The sequence below is a fragment of the Polynucleobacter sp. UK-Gri1-W3 genome, assembly GCF_018881595.1.
Lineage (GTDB): Bacteria > Pseudomonadota > Gammaproteobacteria > Burkholderiales > Burkholderiaceae > Polynucleobacter.
Window position 1 is genome coordinate 242,850 of the sequence record NZ_JACVQA010000006.1, and the last position, 17,186, is coordinate 260,035.

Consider the following 17,186-nt stretch of genomic DNA (forward strand, 5'->3'; position numbering starts at 1 on the left):
TAAAGTATTCAAATGGAAAAAGCGAACCGAGAACAGTTTTCTAAAGCCCGCCTACTGGTGGTAGGTGATGTCATGCTGGATCGTTATTGGTTTGGCGATACCAATCGTATCTCTCCAGAAGCGCCAGTGCCAATTGTGCAAGTGGGCAAGATTGATGAACGTCTTGGTGGTGCCGCAAACGTAGCCCGTAACGTTGCAGCGCTTGATGCTAAAGCGACTATTTTAGGTATTGTTGGTAACGATGAGCCCGGTAAGCGTGTAGTTGAGTTATTGAAAGCAGGCGGAGTAGATAGCCAACTAGAAATTGATGCTGATGTTCCCACCATTGTGAAGTTGCGCGTGATTGCTCGTCAGCAACAGCTCATTCGCTTGGATTTTGAAGAGGCTCCCAGTGCAAAAGCGCTGGCCCATAAATTAGAGCGTTTTGAAAAGCTCGTTGGTGACGCTGATGTGGTGATTCTGTCGGATTACGGCAAAGGCGCTTTAGGCCAAGTTGCTTACATGATTAAGCAAGCTAGAGCTCAAAATAAAATGATCTTGGTTGACCCTAAGGGCGAGGATTATGAAAAATATCGCGGCGCTACTGTCTTAACGCCTAATCGCAGTGAGTTGCGTCAGGTGGTTGGTCAATGGACAAGCGAAGAAGATTTAACCAAGAAAGCTCAAGACCTCAGAAAGTCTCTTGATCTACAGGCCTTGCTTTTAACGCGTTCTGAGGATGGGATGAGTCTGTATACAGAATCAGGCGTGAGTCATGTCAAAGCCCAAGCGCGCGAAGTTTTTGATGTGTCTGGTGCCGGTGATACCGTGATTGCTACCTTAGCAGTTGCCTTGGCTGCCAAATGGCCTTTAGAAAAAGCAATGGCATTAGCAAATCGTGCAGGTGGCATTGTTGTTGGTAAGTTGGGAACTGCCACCGTTACTTCAGGGGAATTACAGTGACTATTATCGTAACCGGCGCAGCTGGATTTATTGGCGCCAATATTGTTCAAGCACTTAATGCCCGTGGTGAGAAAAATATCATCGCAGTAGATGATTTACGCCCCGCTGATAAATACCGCAACCTCGCAGATTTAGACATCATTGATTATCTTGATAAAGATGAATTTCTAGAGGCCTTTAGAAGCGGTCGTTTAGGTAAAGTAAGGGCAGTATTTCATGAAGGAGCTTGTTCTGACACCATGGAGACAGATGGCATTTTCATGATGGCGAATAACTATCGCTACACCATGGACTTGTTGGATATCTGCACCACTCAAAAGGTGCAACTGCTCTACGCTTCATCAGCTGCTACTTATGGCGGCTCAGATGTTTTTGTGGAAAGCCGCGAACATGAGAAGCCGCTCAATATTTATGGATACTCTAAGTTCTTATTTGATCAGGTGATGCGTAAGCGCTTTGCTGAAAAAGCGAATACAGCGCAGGTGGTTGGTTTCCGATACTTTAATGTCTATGGTCCGCGCGAGTCCCATAAGGGCCGTATGGCTTCCGTTGCATTTCATCAATACCACCAATACAAAGCCAATGGCTATGTAAAGCTCTTTGGCGAGTACGATGGCTATGGTCCTGGCGAGCAAAGTCGTGACTTTGTATCTGTTGAAGATGTGGTCAAAGTAAATCTCTTCTTCTTGGATCATCCAGAGATCAGCGGCATCTTCAATTTGGGTAGCGGTCATGCGCAACCTTTCAATGATGTCGCACATGCTGTTGCTAACTCTATGCGTAAGCTCGATAAAGCAGCTTCTGCAAGCCTGCAAGAATTGGTTAAAGAAAAAGCAATTGAGTACATTCCATTCCCGGATGCTCTCAGGGGTAAATATCAATGCTTTACTCAAGCAGACCTCACTAAGCTTAGGGCTGCGGGCTATGCCGAGCCTTTCTTAAATGTTGAGCAAGGTGTAGGAAAATATATTGAGTGGTTAGAGGCCAATTCTGGTTTCTTGGCCAACCCTTTGTAAGCCAGTCAACAGAAGTAGTTTCTCCTCGTTGTAAATCATCCACGGGCACTAAGTGCGCGTGGATTTTTTATTTATTACAGGAGAAAGCATGACAGATCATTTAAATCTAGATAGATGTTGGAGTTTGGTTCGAGCTGCAGCAGTAGCATTCACGGTATGCATTTCGAGTATGGGGGTAACGTATGCATCACCCATTAACGTCAATACTGCGACTCAAACTGAGCTAGAGAGCATCAAAGGCATTGGCCCATCCAAAGCCAAAACCATCATTGCGGAGCGCTTGGATGGCGGGCATTTTCAGGATGCGAATGACTTACAAAAGCGAGTGCGTGGTATTGGTATGAAATCAGTAGAAAAAATGGTCGATAACGGCTTAACAATCGAGGCTCCTAGTTCCTTTCGGGAGCCGAACGGCCGGACCAAGAAAGAGGGCGGCGCCTCTGGTCGACGTAGTTCTCGTAATCAAGCTAATCCTCGCAATCAGCCGGAACGTTCGGGAGCAGGTCGCCGAAATTAAACCCTTTCGTGTGTAGGCTTGCTTATGGCTAAAATGGCTTCATGAGCAAACCTTCCTACCTTACTATTTCGCAGACTGTGGGCAATACGCCTTTGGTGCGCTTACAGCGTATCCCTGGTCTTGAGAATGAGAATCGCAACAATGTGATTTTGGGTAAGTTAGAAGGAAATAATCCAGCCGGGTCGGTAAAGGACCGACCTGCGCTGTCGATGATCTCACGCGCACAAGAACGCGGTGAAATTAAACCTGGTGATACTTTAATTGAAGCAACTAGCGGTAATACAGGTATTGCTCTGGCAATGACTGCTGCGATGCTCGGTTACAAGATGATTTTGGTGATGCCAGAAAATCAAAGTATTGAACGCCGTCAAAGTATGGCAGCTTATGGAGCTGAACTCATTCTGACGGCAGCCTCGGGTGGCATGGAATTTGCCAGAGATTACGCCTTGCAATTGCAAAGAGAAGGTCGCGGCAGATTACTCGATCAATTTGCTAACCCAGATAATCCTAGAGCACATATCGAGACTACGGGCCCTGAGATCTGGCGCGATACAGATGGGCAGGTTACCCATTTTGTTTCTGCGATGGGCACTACCGGAACGATTACTGGTGTCTCAACCTATCTCAAGTCTATGAATCCTGCGATTCAGATTATTGGAGCGCAGCCTGAAGAAGGCTCTCAAATTCCCGGCATTCGGAAATGGGCGCCAGCATATTTGCCTAAGATTTATCAAGGTGATCGCGTTGATGCGATTGAGTATGTCTCTCAAGCGGATGCTGAAGAGATGGCACGCCGCCTAGCTGCACAAGAGGGCATCTTCTGTGGCATCTCCGCTGGAGGCGCCTTGGTTGTGGCCTTACGTATAGCGCGTCAAGTTGAAAATGCGACGATTGTCTTTATTGTCTGCGACCGTGGTGACCGCTACCTGTCTACTGGGGTTTTTCCAGCTTAAGAAGATTTCACTTTTTTCTTTGCGCTGGTTTTCTTAGGCTTTGATTTATCGCCCGCACTTTTACTGCTATTGGCCGGCTTGCTATTATTTTCTACTGGCACAACGCTCTGATTTTTATATCCCAAAGCTTCTGCAAACTCCGCAACACTTTGGGCGTAGAAGTAACTGCGGTTGTACTGAACAATCGTCAGAAAATTATTCAAGCCCACAAAATACTGCGCTTGGTCTGAACCATCTTTATCAGGGTAGGGTAGATCTACGATGAAGGCCTTGCTTTGAGGTTCTACACCGCCACTTTGAAGGTCGCCTTGCTGCTTATTCAAAATACCTTTATCAATAAGCTCTTGTACCGTGTATTTGAGTTGTGGCTCACCATCCGCCAATGCTTTAGCAGCATTAATGCCGCTTACCTGGACTTGAAAAGAAATCGGCATGCCTGTCTGCCAGCCGTGCTTTTTCATGAAGTTAGCAACACTGGCTATAGCGTCTTTGGGACTTTGTTTGAGGTCGATTTGTCCATCCCCGTCACCATCCACTGCAAAGCTGCGAATGCTGCTTGGCATAAACTGCGGTAGACCTATAGCACCCGCATAAGAGCTGTTCTGATTCAGGCAGGCACTAAAGCGTGCACTACTGATGCCTTGACTACTATTGCTTGAGGGCAGCTTACCGCCTGCTTCAGTCCAGCACATGAGAATGAGTTCTTTGAGTTGATCCTTAAAGAGTTGCTCTCGAGCTGATTTATTAGGGGTATCTGGGTAACTAAAGGCTAAGGTAGATAGAACGTCCTTAACCCTGAAATTACCAGTTTGGCGCCCATAAATGGTTTCGATGCCAATAATGGCCACAATAATTTCTGCGGGCACCCCTGTATCTTGCTCAACTTGACTCAAATAGGCCTGGTTTTGCTCCCAAAAAGCCCTGCCAGCCTTGAGGCGAACCGGTTCAATAAAGCGTTTGCGGTAAGCCAGCCAATTTTTCTTGAAAGTGCCCGATGGGGGTAATACCAATTTTCGAATCGAGGGAATCGTTTTAGCATCTAGGAAGCCCATTTCTAGAGCTGGGAGCGGGATTTCTTGGGTCTGAGATACTTGCCCTAGTAGTTCATTGAGTTTTTGGCTAAAACGCGCCTCGGTGACTGCATCATCAGTCTGGTTTACGATGGACTGTTGTGATTGGGGTGGCTGTGTGGGGGTGCTGGAGCATCCCGCTAGCGCAAGAGCAAAGAGTAAGCAGGGGATGCGAAAGTTCATACAGATGGTCTCGGATTTTTGAATATTGAGCACGTTTAATTAGATTATAAAAATTACAAATTTGCTATTAAGGATTTTGAGTAATGACAACAGGATACATAACTCACCCAGACTTTCTGAAACATGAGATGGGTAGTCATCACCCAGAGTGTCCAGAACGAATTCAGGCGATCAACGATCAGATGATTCGTAGCGGTATTGACCGCCTCGTGCATCATTTAGATGCACCCTTAGCAACTGAGGATCAGTTGGAGTTAGTCCACAGTCCGGATCATGTTTCTTTTGTGCGAGATCGTGCTCCTGAGAGCGGCTATTTCATGCTCGATGGTGACACCATTATGAATCCCCATACCTATAGAGTGGCGCTTAGGGCTGCTGGTGCAGCGATTGCTGGTGTTGATGCTGTGATGAAGGGTGAGGTTGAGAATGTCTTCTGTGCGGTAAGACCACCGGGACATCATGCCGAGCCAACTCGCTCCATGGGTTTTTGTTTGTTCGATAACGTCGCTATTGCAGCGCGTTACGCAATGGAGACTTACGGCATTGAGCGTGTCGCCATCATTGACTTTGACGTTCATCATGGCAACGGCACAGAAGCAGCTTTTTTTAATGATCCCAATGTCTTGATGTGTAGCTTCTTTCAGCATCCTTTCTACCCGTATAGCGGCTTAGATCATGCCAACAATATGGTCAACGTGCCTTTGCCTGCGGCAACCCGCGGTGATGTGGTGCGTTCGATCGTAGAGGAGAGATGGTTGCCAGCTTTGCGTAATTTTGAGCCTGAGCTCATTATTATTTCAGCAGGCTTTGATGCGCATCGCGAAGATGATCTAGGGCAAATGGGCTTGGTGGAAGATGACTACGCTTGGATTACCAAGCGTTTAAAAGAAATCGCCAATGACTATGCGCAAGGCCGCATTGTGAGTTGTTTGGAGGGCGGCTATAACCTCTCTGCATTAGGTCGCAGCGTAGTGGCTCACATTAAGGCATTAGCAGAAATTTAAATCAAAGGCTGAAGATGGCAAATATTTATGAACAAGGCTTGGATCGTAATCCTGCCAACTACACCCCAATCACTCCACTCCTGTTTTTAGAGCGTTCGGCGCAAATTTATCCGAATAAGACTGCCGTCATTCATGGAAAGTTACGCCAAACTTGGAAGCAAACCTATGAGCGTTGCCTTCGTTTGGCTAGCGCCTTGCAAAAGCACGGCATTGGTTTGGGTGACACAGTAGCGGTAATGTTGCCAAATACACCCCCAATGGTAGAGGCCCACTTTGGTATTCCGATGGCAGGCGCGGTTTTGAATGCCTTAAATACCCGCTTAGATGCAGAGACTATCGCATTTATGCTCAATCATGGTGAAGCAAAAGTAGTGATTGTGGATCCAGAGTTTTCAGCGGTAATGAAAAAAGCGCTTGAGATTGCCAAGAAAGAATCTGGTCGTGATTTCTTGGTGATCGATGTTGAAGAAAGTGAGTTTGATGTTCCTGGTGAGAAGCTAGGCAATCTGACTTACGAGAAATTGCTTTCTGAAGGCGATCCGAACTTTGCATGGCAAGTGCCAGCAGATGAATGGCAAGCGATTTGCCTGAACTACACTTCAGGCACAACTGGCAATCCTAAAGGCGTGGTATATCACCACCGCGGCGCTGCCATCAATGCCGTGTCAAACGTATTGGACTGGGACATTAATAAGCATCCGGTATACCTCTGGACTCTCCCAATGTTCCATTGCAATGGCTGGTGTTTCCCATGGACAATTGCTGCCCGTGCCGGCGTCAACGTCTGCTTAAGACGCGTTGATGCGCAACATATTTTTGCAGCTATTAAAGAGCATGGTGTGAGTCACTATTGCGCTGCCCCTATCGTGCATAACTTATTAGTCAATGCACCAGACGAATTGAAAGCGGGCGTTCCTACGGGTGTAAAAGGCTTGATTGCTGGTGCTGCGCCACCTGCATCGATTATTGAAGGTATGGAAAAGCTGGGTTTTGATTTAACCCATGTATACGGTTTAACAGAAACATATGGCCCGGCAGCTGTCTGCGTTAAACAAGATGAATGGAATGATTTGGATATTGGTGAGCGCGCTCGTTTAAATGCTCGCCAAGGTGTGCGTTATCACATGCAACAAGCAATCGCAGTTTTTGATCCAGAAACAATGCAGCCAGTTCCGGCTGATGGTGAAACCATGGGTGAAATCATGTTCAAGGGCAATATCGCCATGAAGGGTTACTTAAAGAATGAAAAAGCAACTCAAGAAGCATTTGAGGGTGGCTGGTTTCACTCGGGTGACTTGGCTGTGATGAATCCAGATGGCTACGTCAAGATGAAAGATCGCAGCAAAGACATCATCATTTCAGGAGGTGAAAATATCTCTTCTGTAGAGGTTGAAGATGTTCTCTATCGACACCCTGCAGTGAACGCCGCCGCAGTAGTTGCCAAACCAGATCCTAAGTGGGGTGAGACCCCTTGTGCTTTCTTGGAGATTAAGCCCGGTTCAGAGGTGACTGCCGAGGAAATCATTGCTCATTGCAAACAGCATTTAGCTGGCTTTAAGGTTCCTAGAGCGATTGTCTTCTGTGAATTACCAAAGACCTCGACCGGTAAGATTCAGAAGTTTGAGCTTCGTAAGCAGGCGGGTTCAGCTGCCGCAATTGATGTTTAATTTGGCAAATAATCGGGTAAAATAAAACGATCGTGCTTTTTATTGAGGGTTTATCCTCGATATATACATATTGGAGAGGTTCGTAGGATGAAGATCTTAGTAGCTGTAAAACGTGTTGTTGATTACAACGTCAAAATTCGGGTGAAATCAGATAACTCAGGCGTAGATTTAGCCAACGTCAAAATGAGTATGAATCCCTTTGACGAAATCGCTGTTGAAGAGGCGGTGCGTTTAAAAGAAGCAGGTGTAGCAACTGAGGTGCTTGTAGTGACTGCTGGTGCTACTCAATGCCAAGAAACTTTGCGTACTGCATTAGCTATTGGCGCTGATCGCGCAATCTTGGTAGAGACGGATGCAGAGCTACAACCTTTAGCGGTTGCGAAGATTCTAAAAGCGCTCTCCGATAAAGAGCAGGCGCAAATCATCATTCTTGGCAAACAAGCAATTGACGATGACAGCAATCAAACTGGCCAGATGTTGGCAAGCTTGTTAGATATTCCCCAAGCTACTTTTGCATCTAAAGTAGTGGTTGCAGATGGCAAGGCTACTGTCACTCGCGAAGTTGACGGCGGTCTAGAAACTATTGCACTTACATTACCTGCAGTGATTACGACTGACTTGCGTTTGAACGAGCCGCGCTATGTGACTTTGCCAAATATCATGAAAGCGAAGAAAAAGACGATTGATATCGTCAAGCCTGAAGACTTGGGTGTGGATATTGCTCCGCGCCTCAAAACACTCAAGGTAGAAGAGCCGCCTAAGCGAAGCGCAGGCGTGATGGTTGCTGATGTAGCAGCCTTGGTAGAAAAACTCAAAAATGAAGCGAAGGTGATCTAAATGGCTGCACTTGTTATTGCTGAACACGACAATCAATCTTTAAAAGCAGCAACCCTCAATGCGGTAGCAGCTGCTTTGCAGTGCTCCCCAGAGGTAGATGTACTGGTTGCTGGCAGCGGCGCAGATGCAGCCGCAGCTGCGGCTGCTCAAATCGCTGGCGTGCGTAAAGTCATTCAAATTGATGCGGCTAATTTGGCTGATCAATTGGCTGAACCTTTGGCTGCACAGATCCTCTCCATAGCGAATGGCTATAGCCATATCCTCGCTCCTGCAACTGCTAACGGCAAAAACGTATTGCCACGTGTTGCGGCTAAGCTCGATGTAGCTCAGTTATCTGATATTACTAAAGTGATTTCTGCGGATACTTTTGAGCGTCCGATTTATGCGGGTAATGCGATTGCCACCGTGCAATCTGCTGATCCAATCAAAGTCATCACAGTTCGCACTACTGGTTTTGATCCTGTAGCGGCCACAGGTGGTTCAGCTGCTGTAGAAAAAGTAGCTGCTGCCAACAGTAAGGCGCAATCCTCTTTTGTTGGTCGCGAGCTGACCAAATCGGATCGTCCAGAATTGACTGCTGCCAAGATCATCGTATCTGGTGGCCGTGGTTTGGGTTCTGGTGAAAAGTATCAAGAACTCATTGCCCCATTAGCTGACAAGCTAGGTGCTGCTTTGGGTGCGTCTCGCGCTGCTGTTGATGCGGGTTACGTTCCGAATGACTATCAAGTAGGTCAGACCGGTAAGATTGTAGCCCCACAGCTTTACATTGCTGTAGGTATCTCAGGCGCCATCCAGCATTTAGCTGGCATGAAAGATTCCAAAGTTATTGTGGCAATTAATAAAGATCCAGAGGCGCCAATCTTTGGTGTAGCTGACTATGGTCTAGTGGCAGATTTAAATACTGCCGTACCTGAGTTAACCAAAGCGCTTGGTTGATTCACTTAGCCGTTGAATTGAGAATCAAATCGAATAAAGAGGAGTTGTAATGCCATACTTAGCCCCAGTGAAAGATATGTTGTTTGTCATGAATGAACTAGCTGGGCTATCGGATGTTGTTGCCTATCCTTCTTATGCTGAGGCGGGCGCTGATGTTGATCTTGCTCCGGCTATTTTGGAAGAGTCTGCTAAATTCAATCAAGACGTTGTTGCGCCCCTTAATTGGGCTGGTGATCAAAACCCAAGCTCCTTAAAAGACGGTGTAGTAACCACCACTCCTGGTTTTAAGAATGCTTTTGAGCAATACGCTGCTGCAGGGTGGCAGGGTGTCATTCATCCAGCAGAGTTTGGTGGACAAGGTTTGCCAAAATTGATCTCCACTGCTTGCTTAGAGATGGTAAATGCAGCCAATCTTTCTTTTGCGCTCTGCCCATTACTTACTGATGGCGCTATTGAGGCTCTTTTAACCGCCGCTAGCCCAGAACTTCAAGAGCAATATGTGCCGAAGATGATTTCTGGTGAGTGGACTGGAACAATGAATTTGACAGAGCCACAAGCTGGCTCTGATCTGGCGATGGTGCGATCACGTGCTGTTCCTGAAGGTGATGGTACTTACAGAATATTTGGCACCAAAATCTACATCACCTATGGTGAGCACGATATGGCTAAGAATATTATCCATTTGGTGCTAGCAAGAACACCTGATGCACCAGAAGGCGTGAAGGGCATTTCATTATTCGTGGTACCGAAGTTTATGGTGAACAAAGATGGTTCATTAGGTGAACGTAATGATGTGCATTGCGTTTCGATCGAGCATAAGCTCGGTATTAAAGCGAGTCCAACAGCGGTTCTACAGTTTGGCGATCATGGTGGTGCAGTTGGCTATTTAGTGGGCGAAGAAAACCGCGGTCTTGAATATATGTTTGTGATGATGAATGCGGCTCGCTTTGCAGTAGGTATGCAAGGGATTGCAGTGGCAGAGCGCGCTTATCAAAAGGCAGTGCAATATGCTAAAGATCGTGTACAAAGCAGAGATTTGGCTGGTTCACCTGGTCCGGTAGCAATTATTCATCAACCCGATGTGAAGCGCATGCTCATGACAATGCGCGCTTATACCGAGGCATCACGTGCTTTGGCTTACTACGCTGCTTCTGCTTATGATACCCAGCATGCTGCTCCTGATGAAGGAGTGCGTAAAGCTAATCAAGCAATTTATGAATTCTTGGTGCCGATTGTTAAGGGCTTCTCTACAGAGATGTCAATTGAAGTGGCAAGCTTAGGTGTGCAAGTGCATGGCGGTATGGGCTTCATTGAAGAGACTGGTGCAGCGCAGTACTACCGTGATGCGCGTATTTTGACGATTTACGAAGGTACTACTGCGATTCAGGCGAATGACTTGGTCGGTAGAAAAACAGTGCGTGATGGTGGCGCGATTGCAAAAGAGTTATCCCAAAGAATCGCGGCTACTGAAAAAGATTTGGCTGCAAGTGGAAGTGATGACGCTAAAGCTGTACTCAAGCAACTTACATTGGCGCGTGCTGCATTTGAGCAAGCGGTTGCTTATGTCGTGGCAAATGCAAAGACTGATATCAAGGCTGTCTATGCAGGCAGCTTTGCCTACCTTCGCTTATCTGGTTTGGTCTTAGGTGGTTGGCAGATGGCGAGGGCACTTTTAGCTGCTGAACGCTTACGTGATAGCGATCCAATGTTCTATGATGCCAAGATTGCTACTGCGCGATTCTTTGCAGAGAATCTCATGCCCCAGGCCCAAGCTCTTGCTACCTCAATTGTGGAAAGTGGCCACTCTACAAACGCTTTAGAAGTAGAGCAGTTCTAAAAGAGTTAGGGAAAATAAAAAACCGCTCTAAAGAGCGGCTCTTGCATAAGAAAAGCTATCTGCAATTATTGGGATAGCTTTTTTGCCTCGTGGATTTGCGAGATAAAGAATTGCTCAAAGGAGATTGCTAAAAAAGTCATCATCACGCCAGCACCAAAGACGAGCGAGAAAATGACTGTCAATATTACTGGCCATCCAGAGCGACTGCGACGATGTTCTTCAATCCCAGGATTAAATTGGGCATCCCATTTTTCATCAAGGCGAAGTCCGAATGCAATGGTAGTTAGCCAGCTTGCTTCAATGGCAATAAAGCCAAAGGTAATGAGTATCCATCCTGGCGCAGAATGAAAGTGAGCATCTTTAAGAATGATCCAGCCAGCCGCACCCCCAATGAGGGCGAATAGCTGCACCCATGCCCAAAAAGATTTCAGTCCTTGCAAATAGAAGCAGTTGAGACCGCTGCCTGGAAAGAATAATCCGAGTGCGCAAAAAAGAAGTTTAGATTTTTTCATGAGTCTTTCAGTGATATCGCGAATGAATTGTTAAAGGCTTATTTATTAGTATTTTGTTTTTGAGTAAAGCTGAGCACTTCACGATCGGTACCAATCATGAGTAGTTGGTCGCCATTGCGCACAATGTTGCGATAGTCATTCAATTCGTAAAGGAAATCATTCTCTAATTCCATACGTTGTGGACTGCAAGCCATCTTAGTGCTGACGATTTGTTTGAGGGAAAATCCGCGACCGTCTTCATCAATTGTTGCGGTAAAGCGATTGCATCCTGTCGAGCCACTCAGACGTTGCCCACTGGCATCAAAAATGATTTGTATAGGGTTACTGGCATCGCCCTGGGGAATCTGGCGTGTACGCACCTCGCCATAGCTATTGGGAGGTAGGTTCCAGCGGGTGAGCTCCCATTTAGTATTTTTGAGCTCACTGCTTGGTGGGCTGATTTTGGCGCCGCAAGGGGGAATAACGTCGGCGCAGCCGACTAAAAACCCAAGACTTAGGCAAGAAAGTATCAGAAAGAGCCTATTTAAGGATATTCCGATCGAGTCTGAAAGGTTAGATTTAAGGTCCATATTTACCTAAGTTATTGTTTTTAATGTAAAATTTAATAAAGTACGCGTTCTATTCTACTGTCTATGATGCTTAAATAGGTGGAAGAAGTAGGGGTTTTCGTCTAGAATATGAGGTTTTCCGCTCTACCTTATCTTTATTTGGTGAGCTGGAGCCCAAGGTTTTTGTAGAAATTTCATTGGGTTGTAATCAACCTGTTTTCATTTTAGATTTTAAGGAATAAGTATGGTCGTCATTCGACTGGCACGCGGCGGTTCTAAGAAGCGCCCTTTTTACAGCATCGTTGCTACTGATAAGCGCAACCGTCGTGACTCGAACTTTATCGAGCGTATTGGTTACTTCAATCCACAAGCAGCGGCAACTGAGCAAGCAATGCGCATTGCTCAAGATCGTTTGACTTACTGGACTGGTGTTGGCGCGCAAATCTCTCCAACAATAACTCGTTTGATCAAAAACAATCCAGCTGTTTAATATTCAATTACTAAAAGCTTCGTCGATGTGATGAAGCTTTTAGTGACAGAATTTCTAGTAGTTCTATCTTGGAAAAATAAGGTGTCTTAAAAATGAGTACGCCTTCCATAGATGAATTGATTGAACTTGGCGCTATATCTGAGGCACAAGGATTGCAGGGTCAAGTGAAGGTTAGACCTCACTCATCAGAGCCTGTAGCACTTCTTTCTTCTAAGTCAATTTGGCTGTCCTTGATCCCTCGTCGGGATGCGGGCGTTTCTGCGTCTCAAGCACAAGCCTCACTGACGCAGTACAAAGTTAAAAACGCCAAGATGCATAGTGGTAACGTTGTCATGACACTTGAGGGTGTCAGTGATCGCGATCAAGCATTGGCATTAAAAGGTTCACGCATCTTAGTGGCACGTGATGCTTTTCCAAAGGTGGAAAGCGATTCGTATTACTGGGTAGACCTCATTGGATGCAATGCAGTGAACTTGCAAGGCGAAGCACTTGGTGAAGTGATTGATGTCACTGAGAATGGCGCACATGGTGTTGTCGCTATCGGCGATGCGCAAACAAAGACGATTAAATACTTAGTGCCATTCGTAAAAGAAGTGGTGCAAAACGTCGACCTACCAAATAAAACGATTACCCTCGATTGGCAGTCTGACTGGCAATAGCCCTTCATAAATAGCTACGAATATGCGCTTTGATGTCGTAACCTTATTTCCAGAAATGTTCGCTGCTTTAACGAAGTGGGGCATTACCGGTCGCGCTTGTGAACATTCACTTGCTAGCGTTCACCTTTGGAATCCCCGTGATTTTTGCTCAGATCCTCGCAAAACAGTAGATGACCGTGCTTATGGGGGCGGACCTGGCATGGTCATGATGGCCAAGCCCTTAGAAGATACCGTTGCTGGAATTAAGGCCTCCCACCAGGAGTCAGGTATTCAAAGTGGCCCCATTTGCTTGTTGGCACCCCAGGGTGAGCGTTTTTCCCAGAAGATAGCGACAGATATCCTAAATTATGGCAATTTAAGCTTTATTTGTGGTCGATATGAAGCTATTGACCAACGTTTTGTTGATCGAAATGTGGATTTACAGCTTTCTATCGGTGATTTTGTGGTTTCTGGGGGCGAAATTCCCGCTATGGCTATGATGGATGCGGTGATTAGGTTGATTCCAGGAGCCCTTGGAGATGGGGAATCTGCTTCCCAGGACAGCTTTATGAACGGTCTTTTGGACTATCCGCACTACACCCGCCCAGAAATATATGAAAATTTATCTGTCCCGGACGTGCTTTTAGGCGGACATCACGCTAAAATAGCGGATTGGCGTCGGCAGAAGTCTTTAGAGCTGACGTTCAGGTTAAGGCCGGACTTAATTGAATCGGCTAGAGCCAAAGGGTTGCTAACCCGAGAAGATGAACAATTTCTTCGCTCTCTGTAAATACTTTCATTAGTGTGCAGTAGTGAATAAGTAGTTTGGTTTTTGGTTTAGTGAAATTGTTTTAACTGCATCCTCTATTAGGTCCGTTGATTTATATCTCGGAATTAAACGCTAATAAGATGTTTAAGGATTAAAAATGAATTTAATTGAAAAAATTGAGCAAGAAGAAATTGCTCGCTTAAGTGCTAACAAGGTTTTGCCAAGCTTTGCTCCTGGCGATACTGTAGTTGTTAGCGTAAACGTAGTTGAGGGTACACGTAAGCGTGCCCAGGCCTTTGAAGGCGTTGTGATTGCTAAGCGCAATCGCGGACTCAATTCTAGCTTTATCGTTCGCAAGATTTCATCTGGCGAAGGTGTAGAGCGTACATTCCAAACTTACTCACCATTGATCGCTGGTATTGAAGTGAAGCGTCGCGGTGATGTGCGTCGTGCTAAGTTGTACTACTTGCGTGATCGCTCTGGTAAGTCTGCACGTATTAAAGAGAAGCTTCCTGCGCGTAAAGCCGCAGTGGCAGCTCCAGCCGCGGTATAAATTACGGCTTGAAGTAAAAAAGGCGGCTTAGGTCGCCTTTTTTGTTGCCTTAGAATATGAACATGCCCAAGACACCTAGCCCAGAAGACAATGCAATTAACGTCGCTGCGCCTTTAGGATTTGATGCGCAAGCAATCCCGATTCATCAAGTGTGCGCTCACGAAAAAAAGGTGGCAAAAGAATTTTTGGAGCCAGCTGGTTTAAAGGCCCGTCTGCAATCGCCGCCGCAATGGCAGCCAGAAATTACAGATGAAAACCGTCATGTGATTGCGTCTGACATTATTGCGAAGCGTCAAGCTGTTGGAAAAGTGACTAAAGCTGCAGTGCTCATTCCCCTTCTATTGAGGGAAGAGGGTTTGTCGGTGTTGCTAACGCAAAGAACCAATCATTTACGCGATCATGCGGGGCAGATTAGTTTTCCAGGAGGCCGCATGGATCCTGAAGATCAAAACCCGAATGACACTGCCTTACGTGAAAGTCAGGAAGAAATCGGATTAGATCCTGAGCGAGTCGAGATTATTGGTCATCTGCCACAGTATTTGACAGTTTCTGGGTATAGCGTCACTCCAGTAGTAGGATTGGTTCAAGCTCAGGCAGAATATGTCTTGGATGAGTTTGAGGTGGCCGATGTATTTGAAGTGCCGCTAAGTTTTTTGCTGGATCCCGCCAATCATCAGGTCAGATTGTGGCAAAGTGAGCAGGGTGGGCGACGTTTTTATTCAATGCCCTATGAGAACCGCTTTATTTGGGGTGCTACTGCGGGAATGTTGCGTAACCTATATCATTTATTAAAAGTATGACTTTCTTTTCTATTCTCTTCGCCCTCATTGCTGAGCAATATCGCCCAGTCACTTCAAGCCATTGGATTGCGCGTGTCTGTGCTCGCTGGTTAGATTGGGTTGCTGCTGAGTTCGGTGGCAAGACTGAAGATGGTGCAAGTCCTGTGGGCGCTCGTATAGCCTGCTTAGTCGCTTTCATACTGCCTACCTTTTTAGTCTTTATTGTGTACGTCACTTGTATGGTGACTTATCCAATTTTGGGCTTCATTTGGAACATCGTCATTGCCTATTTGTTCTTTGGCTTTCGTCAGTTCAGTCATTCCTTTACTGCTGTTCACGAAGCAATCGAAGCGCATGATTTACCAGCGGCTCGCCTTGCTCTAAGTGATTGGTACGGTCCTGAGTTAGATACGTCTAATCTTACTGAGACAGAAGTGATTTCCTTGGCCTTAGAGCGCGCCATCATCGGTTCACATCACCATGTCTTTGGTGTGTTGTTCTGGTTCATGATGCCAATGGGTCCTGCTGGTGTTGTGCTCTATCGCTTAGCGGATATCGCTGCGCAACGCTGGTCTGAGCGTGGCGACTACAACCTCAGTGAGTCTGCTCGTCATTTTTTCTATGTTTTAGATTGGGTTCCTGCACGCATTACCGCAATGGGCTTTGCTATTGTCGGTAACTTCGAGGGCGCTGTATACGGCTGGCGTTATCTCACGCAAAAATGGTCCGACTCTTTGTCAGCAGTGATTTTGGCTGCGGGCAGTGGCGCATTGGGTGTTCGCCTGGGTGAGCCAATGAGTGAGCCAGATAGCGATGAAGCTTTGCGTATGGCTGAGGCTGGTGAGCCGGTTGTCTATGAGGTAGGTCTTGAGCCTACTGAGCGCACCATGCGCTCCGCGGTGGGATTGGTGTGGCGCTTAGTTATCGCTTGGATGGCTTTGTTGCTAATGCTGACCATCGCTCTTTGGCTTGGCTAATTCCCTGAATTTGTACATCAGCTGTTTTTGAATCTGAGTGCAATTGTCTAAATAGCGTCAGTCTTTCTGGCGCTATTTCATTTTTGTCTACCGCTTCACGAACGGCGCAATCTGGCTCCGATAAATGCGCACAATTGTGAAAGCGACACTTTCCAAGCAGGTCTTTAAATTCTCTAAAGGCATGTTGCAATTCACTCACGGACATATGAGCCAAACCAAACTCCTGAAAGCCTGGTGAATCAATCAGGGCGCCAAGCTTACCGGTCTCATCTCTACCCCAGGACTCGGGTAATTCAAAGTAACGACAGGCAGTAGTCGTATGTTTGCCAGTATCTAAACGTACAGAATATTCTTGGGTCAATGCTGCAGCATTCGGTATCCATGCATTTAAAAGGCTGGACTTGCCCATCCCAGATTGACCGACAAAGACTGAGACCTTACCTTGCAGAGCTGTGCGTAAAGAATCAATCGAGGTTGGATCAAACTTGGCTGAGACTTCGCTGACCTGATATCCCATCCGAGCGTAAGGCGCAATGATTTTGCGTGCATGCTCTAAGTTATCTTTGAGATCACATTTATTGAGCAAAATATGAAGGCCAATTTGATTGGCTTCTGCGGCTACTACTGCCCTTCCTAAAAGATCTGGTGAGAAAGCAGGTTGTGTTGCGAGCACTACCAAGATCTGATCAACGTTAGATGCAATCAGCTTGCTCTTAAAGGCATCAGAGCGATAGAGAAGGTTTTCTCGGGGTTCAATTTGAATGATGCGGGCTTGATCGGCTGAAGTCATTTCTAATAGCATGCGATCACCAACGGCACCAATATGTTGCTTGGCAGGTGTACTTACCTGAATCAATGAGCCAGCGGGTGATTCACAACCTTCAGCATCTGCTACCAAACGCTGCGCTAAATAATGCCTTCCGTAGGAGGCAATTAGTAGCGCATGAAACTGTTCCAT

General features: G+C 46.3%; 19 protein-coding genes. 15 read left to right on the plus strand and 4 right to left on the minus strand.

Annotated features, from left to right (window positions below):
* Window positions 1–12 precede the first annotated feature (12 nt).
* The 4 genes from rfaE1 (at window position 13) to cysM (ending at window position 3,428) form a co-directional block, all read left to right on the plus strand.
* Window positions 13–942 (plus strand): D-glycero-beta-D-manno-heptose-7-phosphate kinase, encoded by a 930-nt coding sequence (rfaE1, locus tag ICN36_RS06530; RefSeq protein WP_216227548.1) that lies wholly within the window; start codon window positions 13–15, stop codon window positions 940–942.
* Window positions 939–1,958, plus strand: coding sequence for an ADP-glyceromanno-heptose 6-epimerase (gene rfaD / locus ICN36_RS06535; RefSeq protein ID WP_216227549.1), 1,020 nt, complete (start codon window positions 939–941; stop codon window positions 1,956–1,958). The genes rfaE1 and rfaD overlap by 4 nt, the downstream gene beginning before the upstream one ends.
* Window positions 1,959–2,046: 88 nt before the next feature.
* Window positions 2,047–2,475 carry a helix-hairpin-helix domain-containing protein gene (locus ICN36_RS06540; protein ID WP_216227550.1) on the plus strand — a complete coding sequence of 143 codons (429 nt, stop codon included), beginning with the start codon at window positions 2,047–2,049 and terminating at the stop codon, window positions 2,473–2,475.
* A gap of 41 nt (window positions 2,476–2,516) precedes the next feature.
* On the plus strand, window positions 2,517–3,428 hold the full coding sequence (cysM, locus tag ICN36_RS06545; protein WP_216227551.1) for a cysteine synthase CysM: 912 nt from the start codon (window positions 2,517–2,519) through the stop codon (window positions 3,426–3,428).
* Here cysM and ICN36_RS06550 read toward each other — a convergent pair.
* The gene (locus ICN36_RS06550; RefSeq protein ID WP_216227552.1) at window positions 3,425–4,681 is read right to left on the minus strand and encodes a lytic transglycosylase domain-containing protein; all 1,257 of its coding nucleotides are present in this window, start codon (window positions 4,679–4,681) and stop codon (window positions 3,425–3,427) included. The genes cysM and ICN36_RS06550 overlap by 4 nt on opposite strands.
* Window positions 4,682–4,764: 83 nt before the next feature.
* Between ICN36_RS06550 and ICN36_RS06555 the strand changes: the two genes are divergently transcribed.
* The 5 genes from ICN36_RS06555 to ICN36_RS06575 all read left to right on the plus strand — a co-directional run bounded on the left by ICN36_RS06555 (window position 4,765) and on the right by ICN36_RS06575 (window position 10,962).
* Complete coding sequence (locus ICN36_RS06555) at window positions 4,765–5,685, plus strand: histone deacetylase family protein (RefSeq protein WP_216227553.1); 921 nt, start codon at window positions 4,765–4,767, stop codon at window positions 5,683–5,685.
* Between the two features lie 14 nt (window positions 5,686–5,699).
* Window positions 5,700–7,352 carry an acyl-CoA synthetase gene (locus ICN36_RS06560; protein WP_216227554.1) on the plus strand — a complete coding sequence of 551 codons (1,653 nt, stop codon included), beginning with the start codon at window positions 5,700–5,702 and terminating at the stop codon, window positions 7,350–7,352.
* 87 nt (window positions 7,353–7,439) lie between these two features.
* A complete protein-coding gene (locus ICN36_RS06565) occupies window positions 7,440–8,189 on the plus strand; it encodes an electron transfer flavoprotein subunit beta/FixA family protein (RefSeq protein WP_216227555.1) in 750 nt (249 codons plus the stop codon).
* Window positions 8,190–9,125 carry an electron transfer flavoprotein subunit alpha/FixB family protein gene (locus ICN36_RS06570; protein WP_216227556.1) on the plus strand — a complete coding sequence of 312 codons (936 nt, stop codon included), beginning with the start codon at window positions 8,190–8,192 and terminating at the stop codon, window positions 9,123–9,125. It abuts the gene before it with no gap.
* 49 nt (window positions 9,126–9,174) lie between these two features.
* A complete protein-coding gene (locus ICN36_RS06575; protein WP_216227557.1) occupies window positions 9,175–10,962 on the plus strand; it encodes an acyl-CoA dehydrogenase in 1,788 nt (595 codons plus the stop codon).
* 65 nt (window positions 10,963–11,027) lie between these two features.
* Here ICN36_RS06575 and ICN36_RS06580 read toward each other — a convergent pair whose 3' ends face one another.
* The gene (locus tag ICN36_RS06580) at window positions 11,028–11,474 is read right to left on the minus strand and encodes a hypothetical protein (RefSeq protein WP_216227558.1); all 447 of its coding nucleotides are present in this window, start codon (window positions 11,472–11,474) and stop codon (window positions 11,028–11,030) included.
* A 38-nt stretch (window positions 11,475–11,512) separates the two neighbouring features.
* Complete coding sequence (locus ICN36_RS06585) at window positions 11,513–12,043, minus strand: META domain-containing protein (protein WP_216862050.1); 531 nt, start codon at window positions 12,041–12,043, stop codon at window positions 11,513–11,515.
* 223 nt (window positions 12,044–12,266) lie between these two features.
* Here ICN36_RS06585 and rpsP point away from each other — a divergent pair, with 223 nt between their 5' ends.
* From rpsP to ICN36_RS06615, 6 genes are all read left to right on the plus strand, one after another.
* Complete coding sequence (rpsP, locus tag ICN36_RS06590) at window positions 12,267–12,512, plus strand: 30S ribosomal protein S16 (protein ID WP_216227559.1); 246 nt, start codon at window positions 12,267–12,269, stop codon at window positions 12,510–12,512.
* Window positions 12,513–12,604: 92 nt separating this feature from the next.
* Window positions 12,605–13,171 carry a ribosome maturation factor RimM gene (gene rimM / locus ICN36_RS06595; RefSeq protein ID WP_216227560.1) on the plus strand — a complete coding sequence of 189 codons (567 nt, stop codon included), beginning with the start codon at window positions 12,605–12,607 and terminating at the stop codon, window positions 13,169–13,171.
* Window positions 13,172–13,193: 22 nt separating this feature from the next.
* Window positions 13,194–13,940, plus strand: coding sequence for a tRNA (guanosine(37)-N1)-methyltransferase TrmD (gene trmD, locus ICN36_RS06600; RefSeq protein ID WP_216227561.1), 747 nt, complete (start codon window positions 13,194–13,196; stop codon window positions 13,938–13,940).
* Window positions 13,941–14,076: 136 nt separating this feature from the next.
* Window positions 14,077–14,472: a 50S ribosomal protein L19 gene (gene rplS / locus ICN36_RS06605; RefSeq protein WP_216227562.1), complete on the plus strand. Its 396-nt coding sequence runs from the start codon at window positions 14,077–14,079 to the stop codon at window positions 14,470–14,472.
* A gap of 62 nt (window positions 14,473–14,534) precedes the next feature.
* Entirely contained in the window at window positions 14,535–15,272 is a 738-nt protein-coding gene (locus tag ICN36_RS06610) for a CoA pyrophosphatase (protein ID WP_216227563.1), read from the plus strand.
* Complete coding sequence (locus ICN36_RS06615) at window positions 15,269–16,228, plus strand: CobD/CbiB family protein (protein ID WP_216227564.1); 960 nt, start codon at window positions 15,269–15,271, stop codon at window positions 16,226–16,228. Before ICN36_RS06610 ends, ICN36_RS06615 begins: the two co-directional genes overlap by 4 nt.
* On the opposite strand, the gene rsgA is transcribed toward ICN36_RS06615, so the two are convergent.
* Window positions 16,173–17,186 carry a ribosome small subunit-dependent GTPase A gene (gene rsgA / locus ICN36_RS06620; protein WP_216227565.1) on the minus strand — a complete coding sequence of 338 codons (1,014 nt, stop codon included), beginning with the start codon at window positions 17,184–17,186 and terminating at the stop codon, window positions 16,173–16,175. The genes ICN36_RS06615 and rsgA overlap by 56 nt on opposite strands.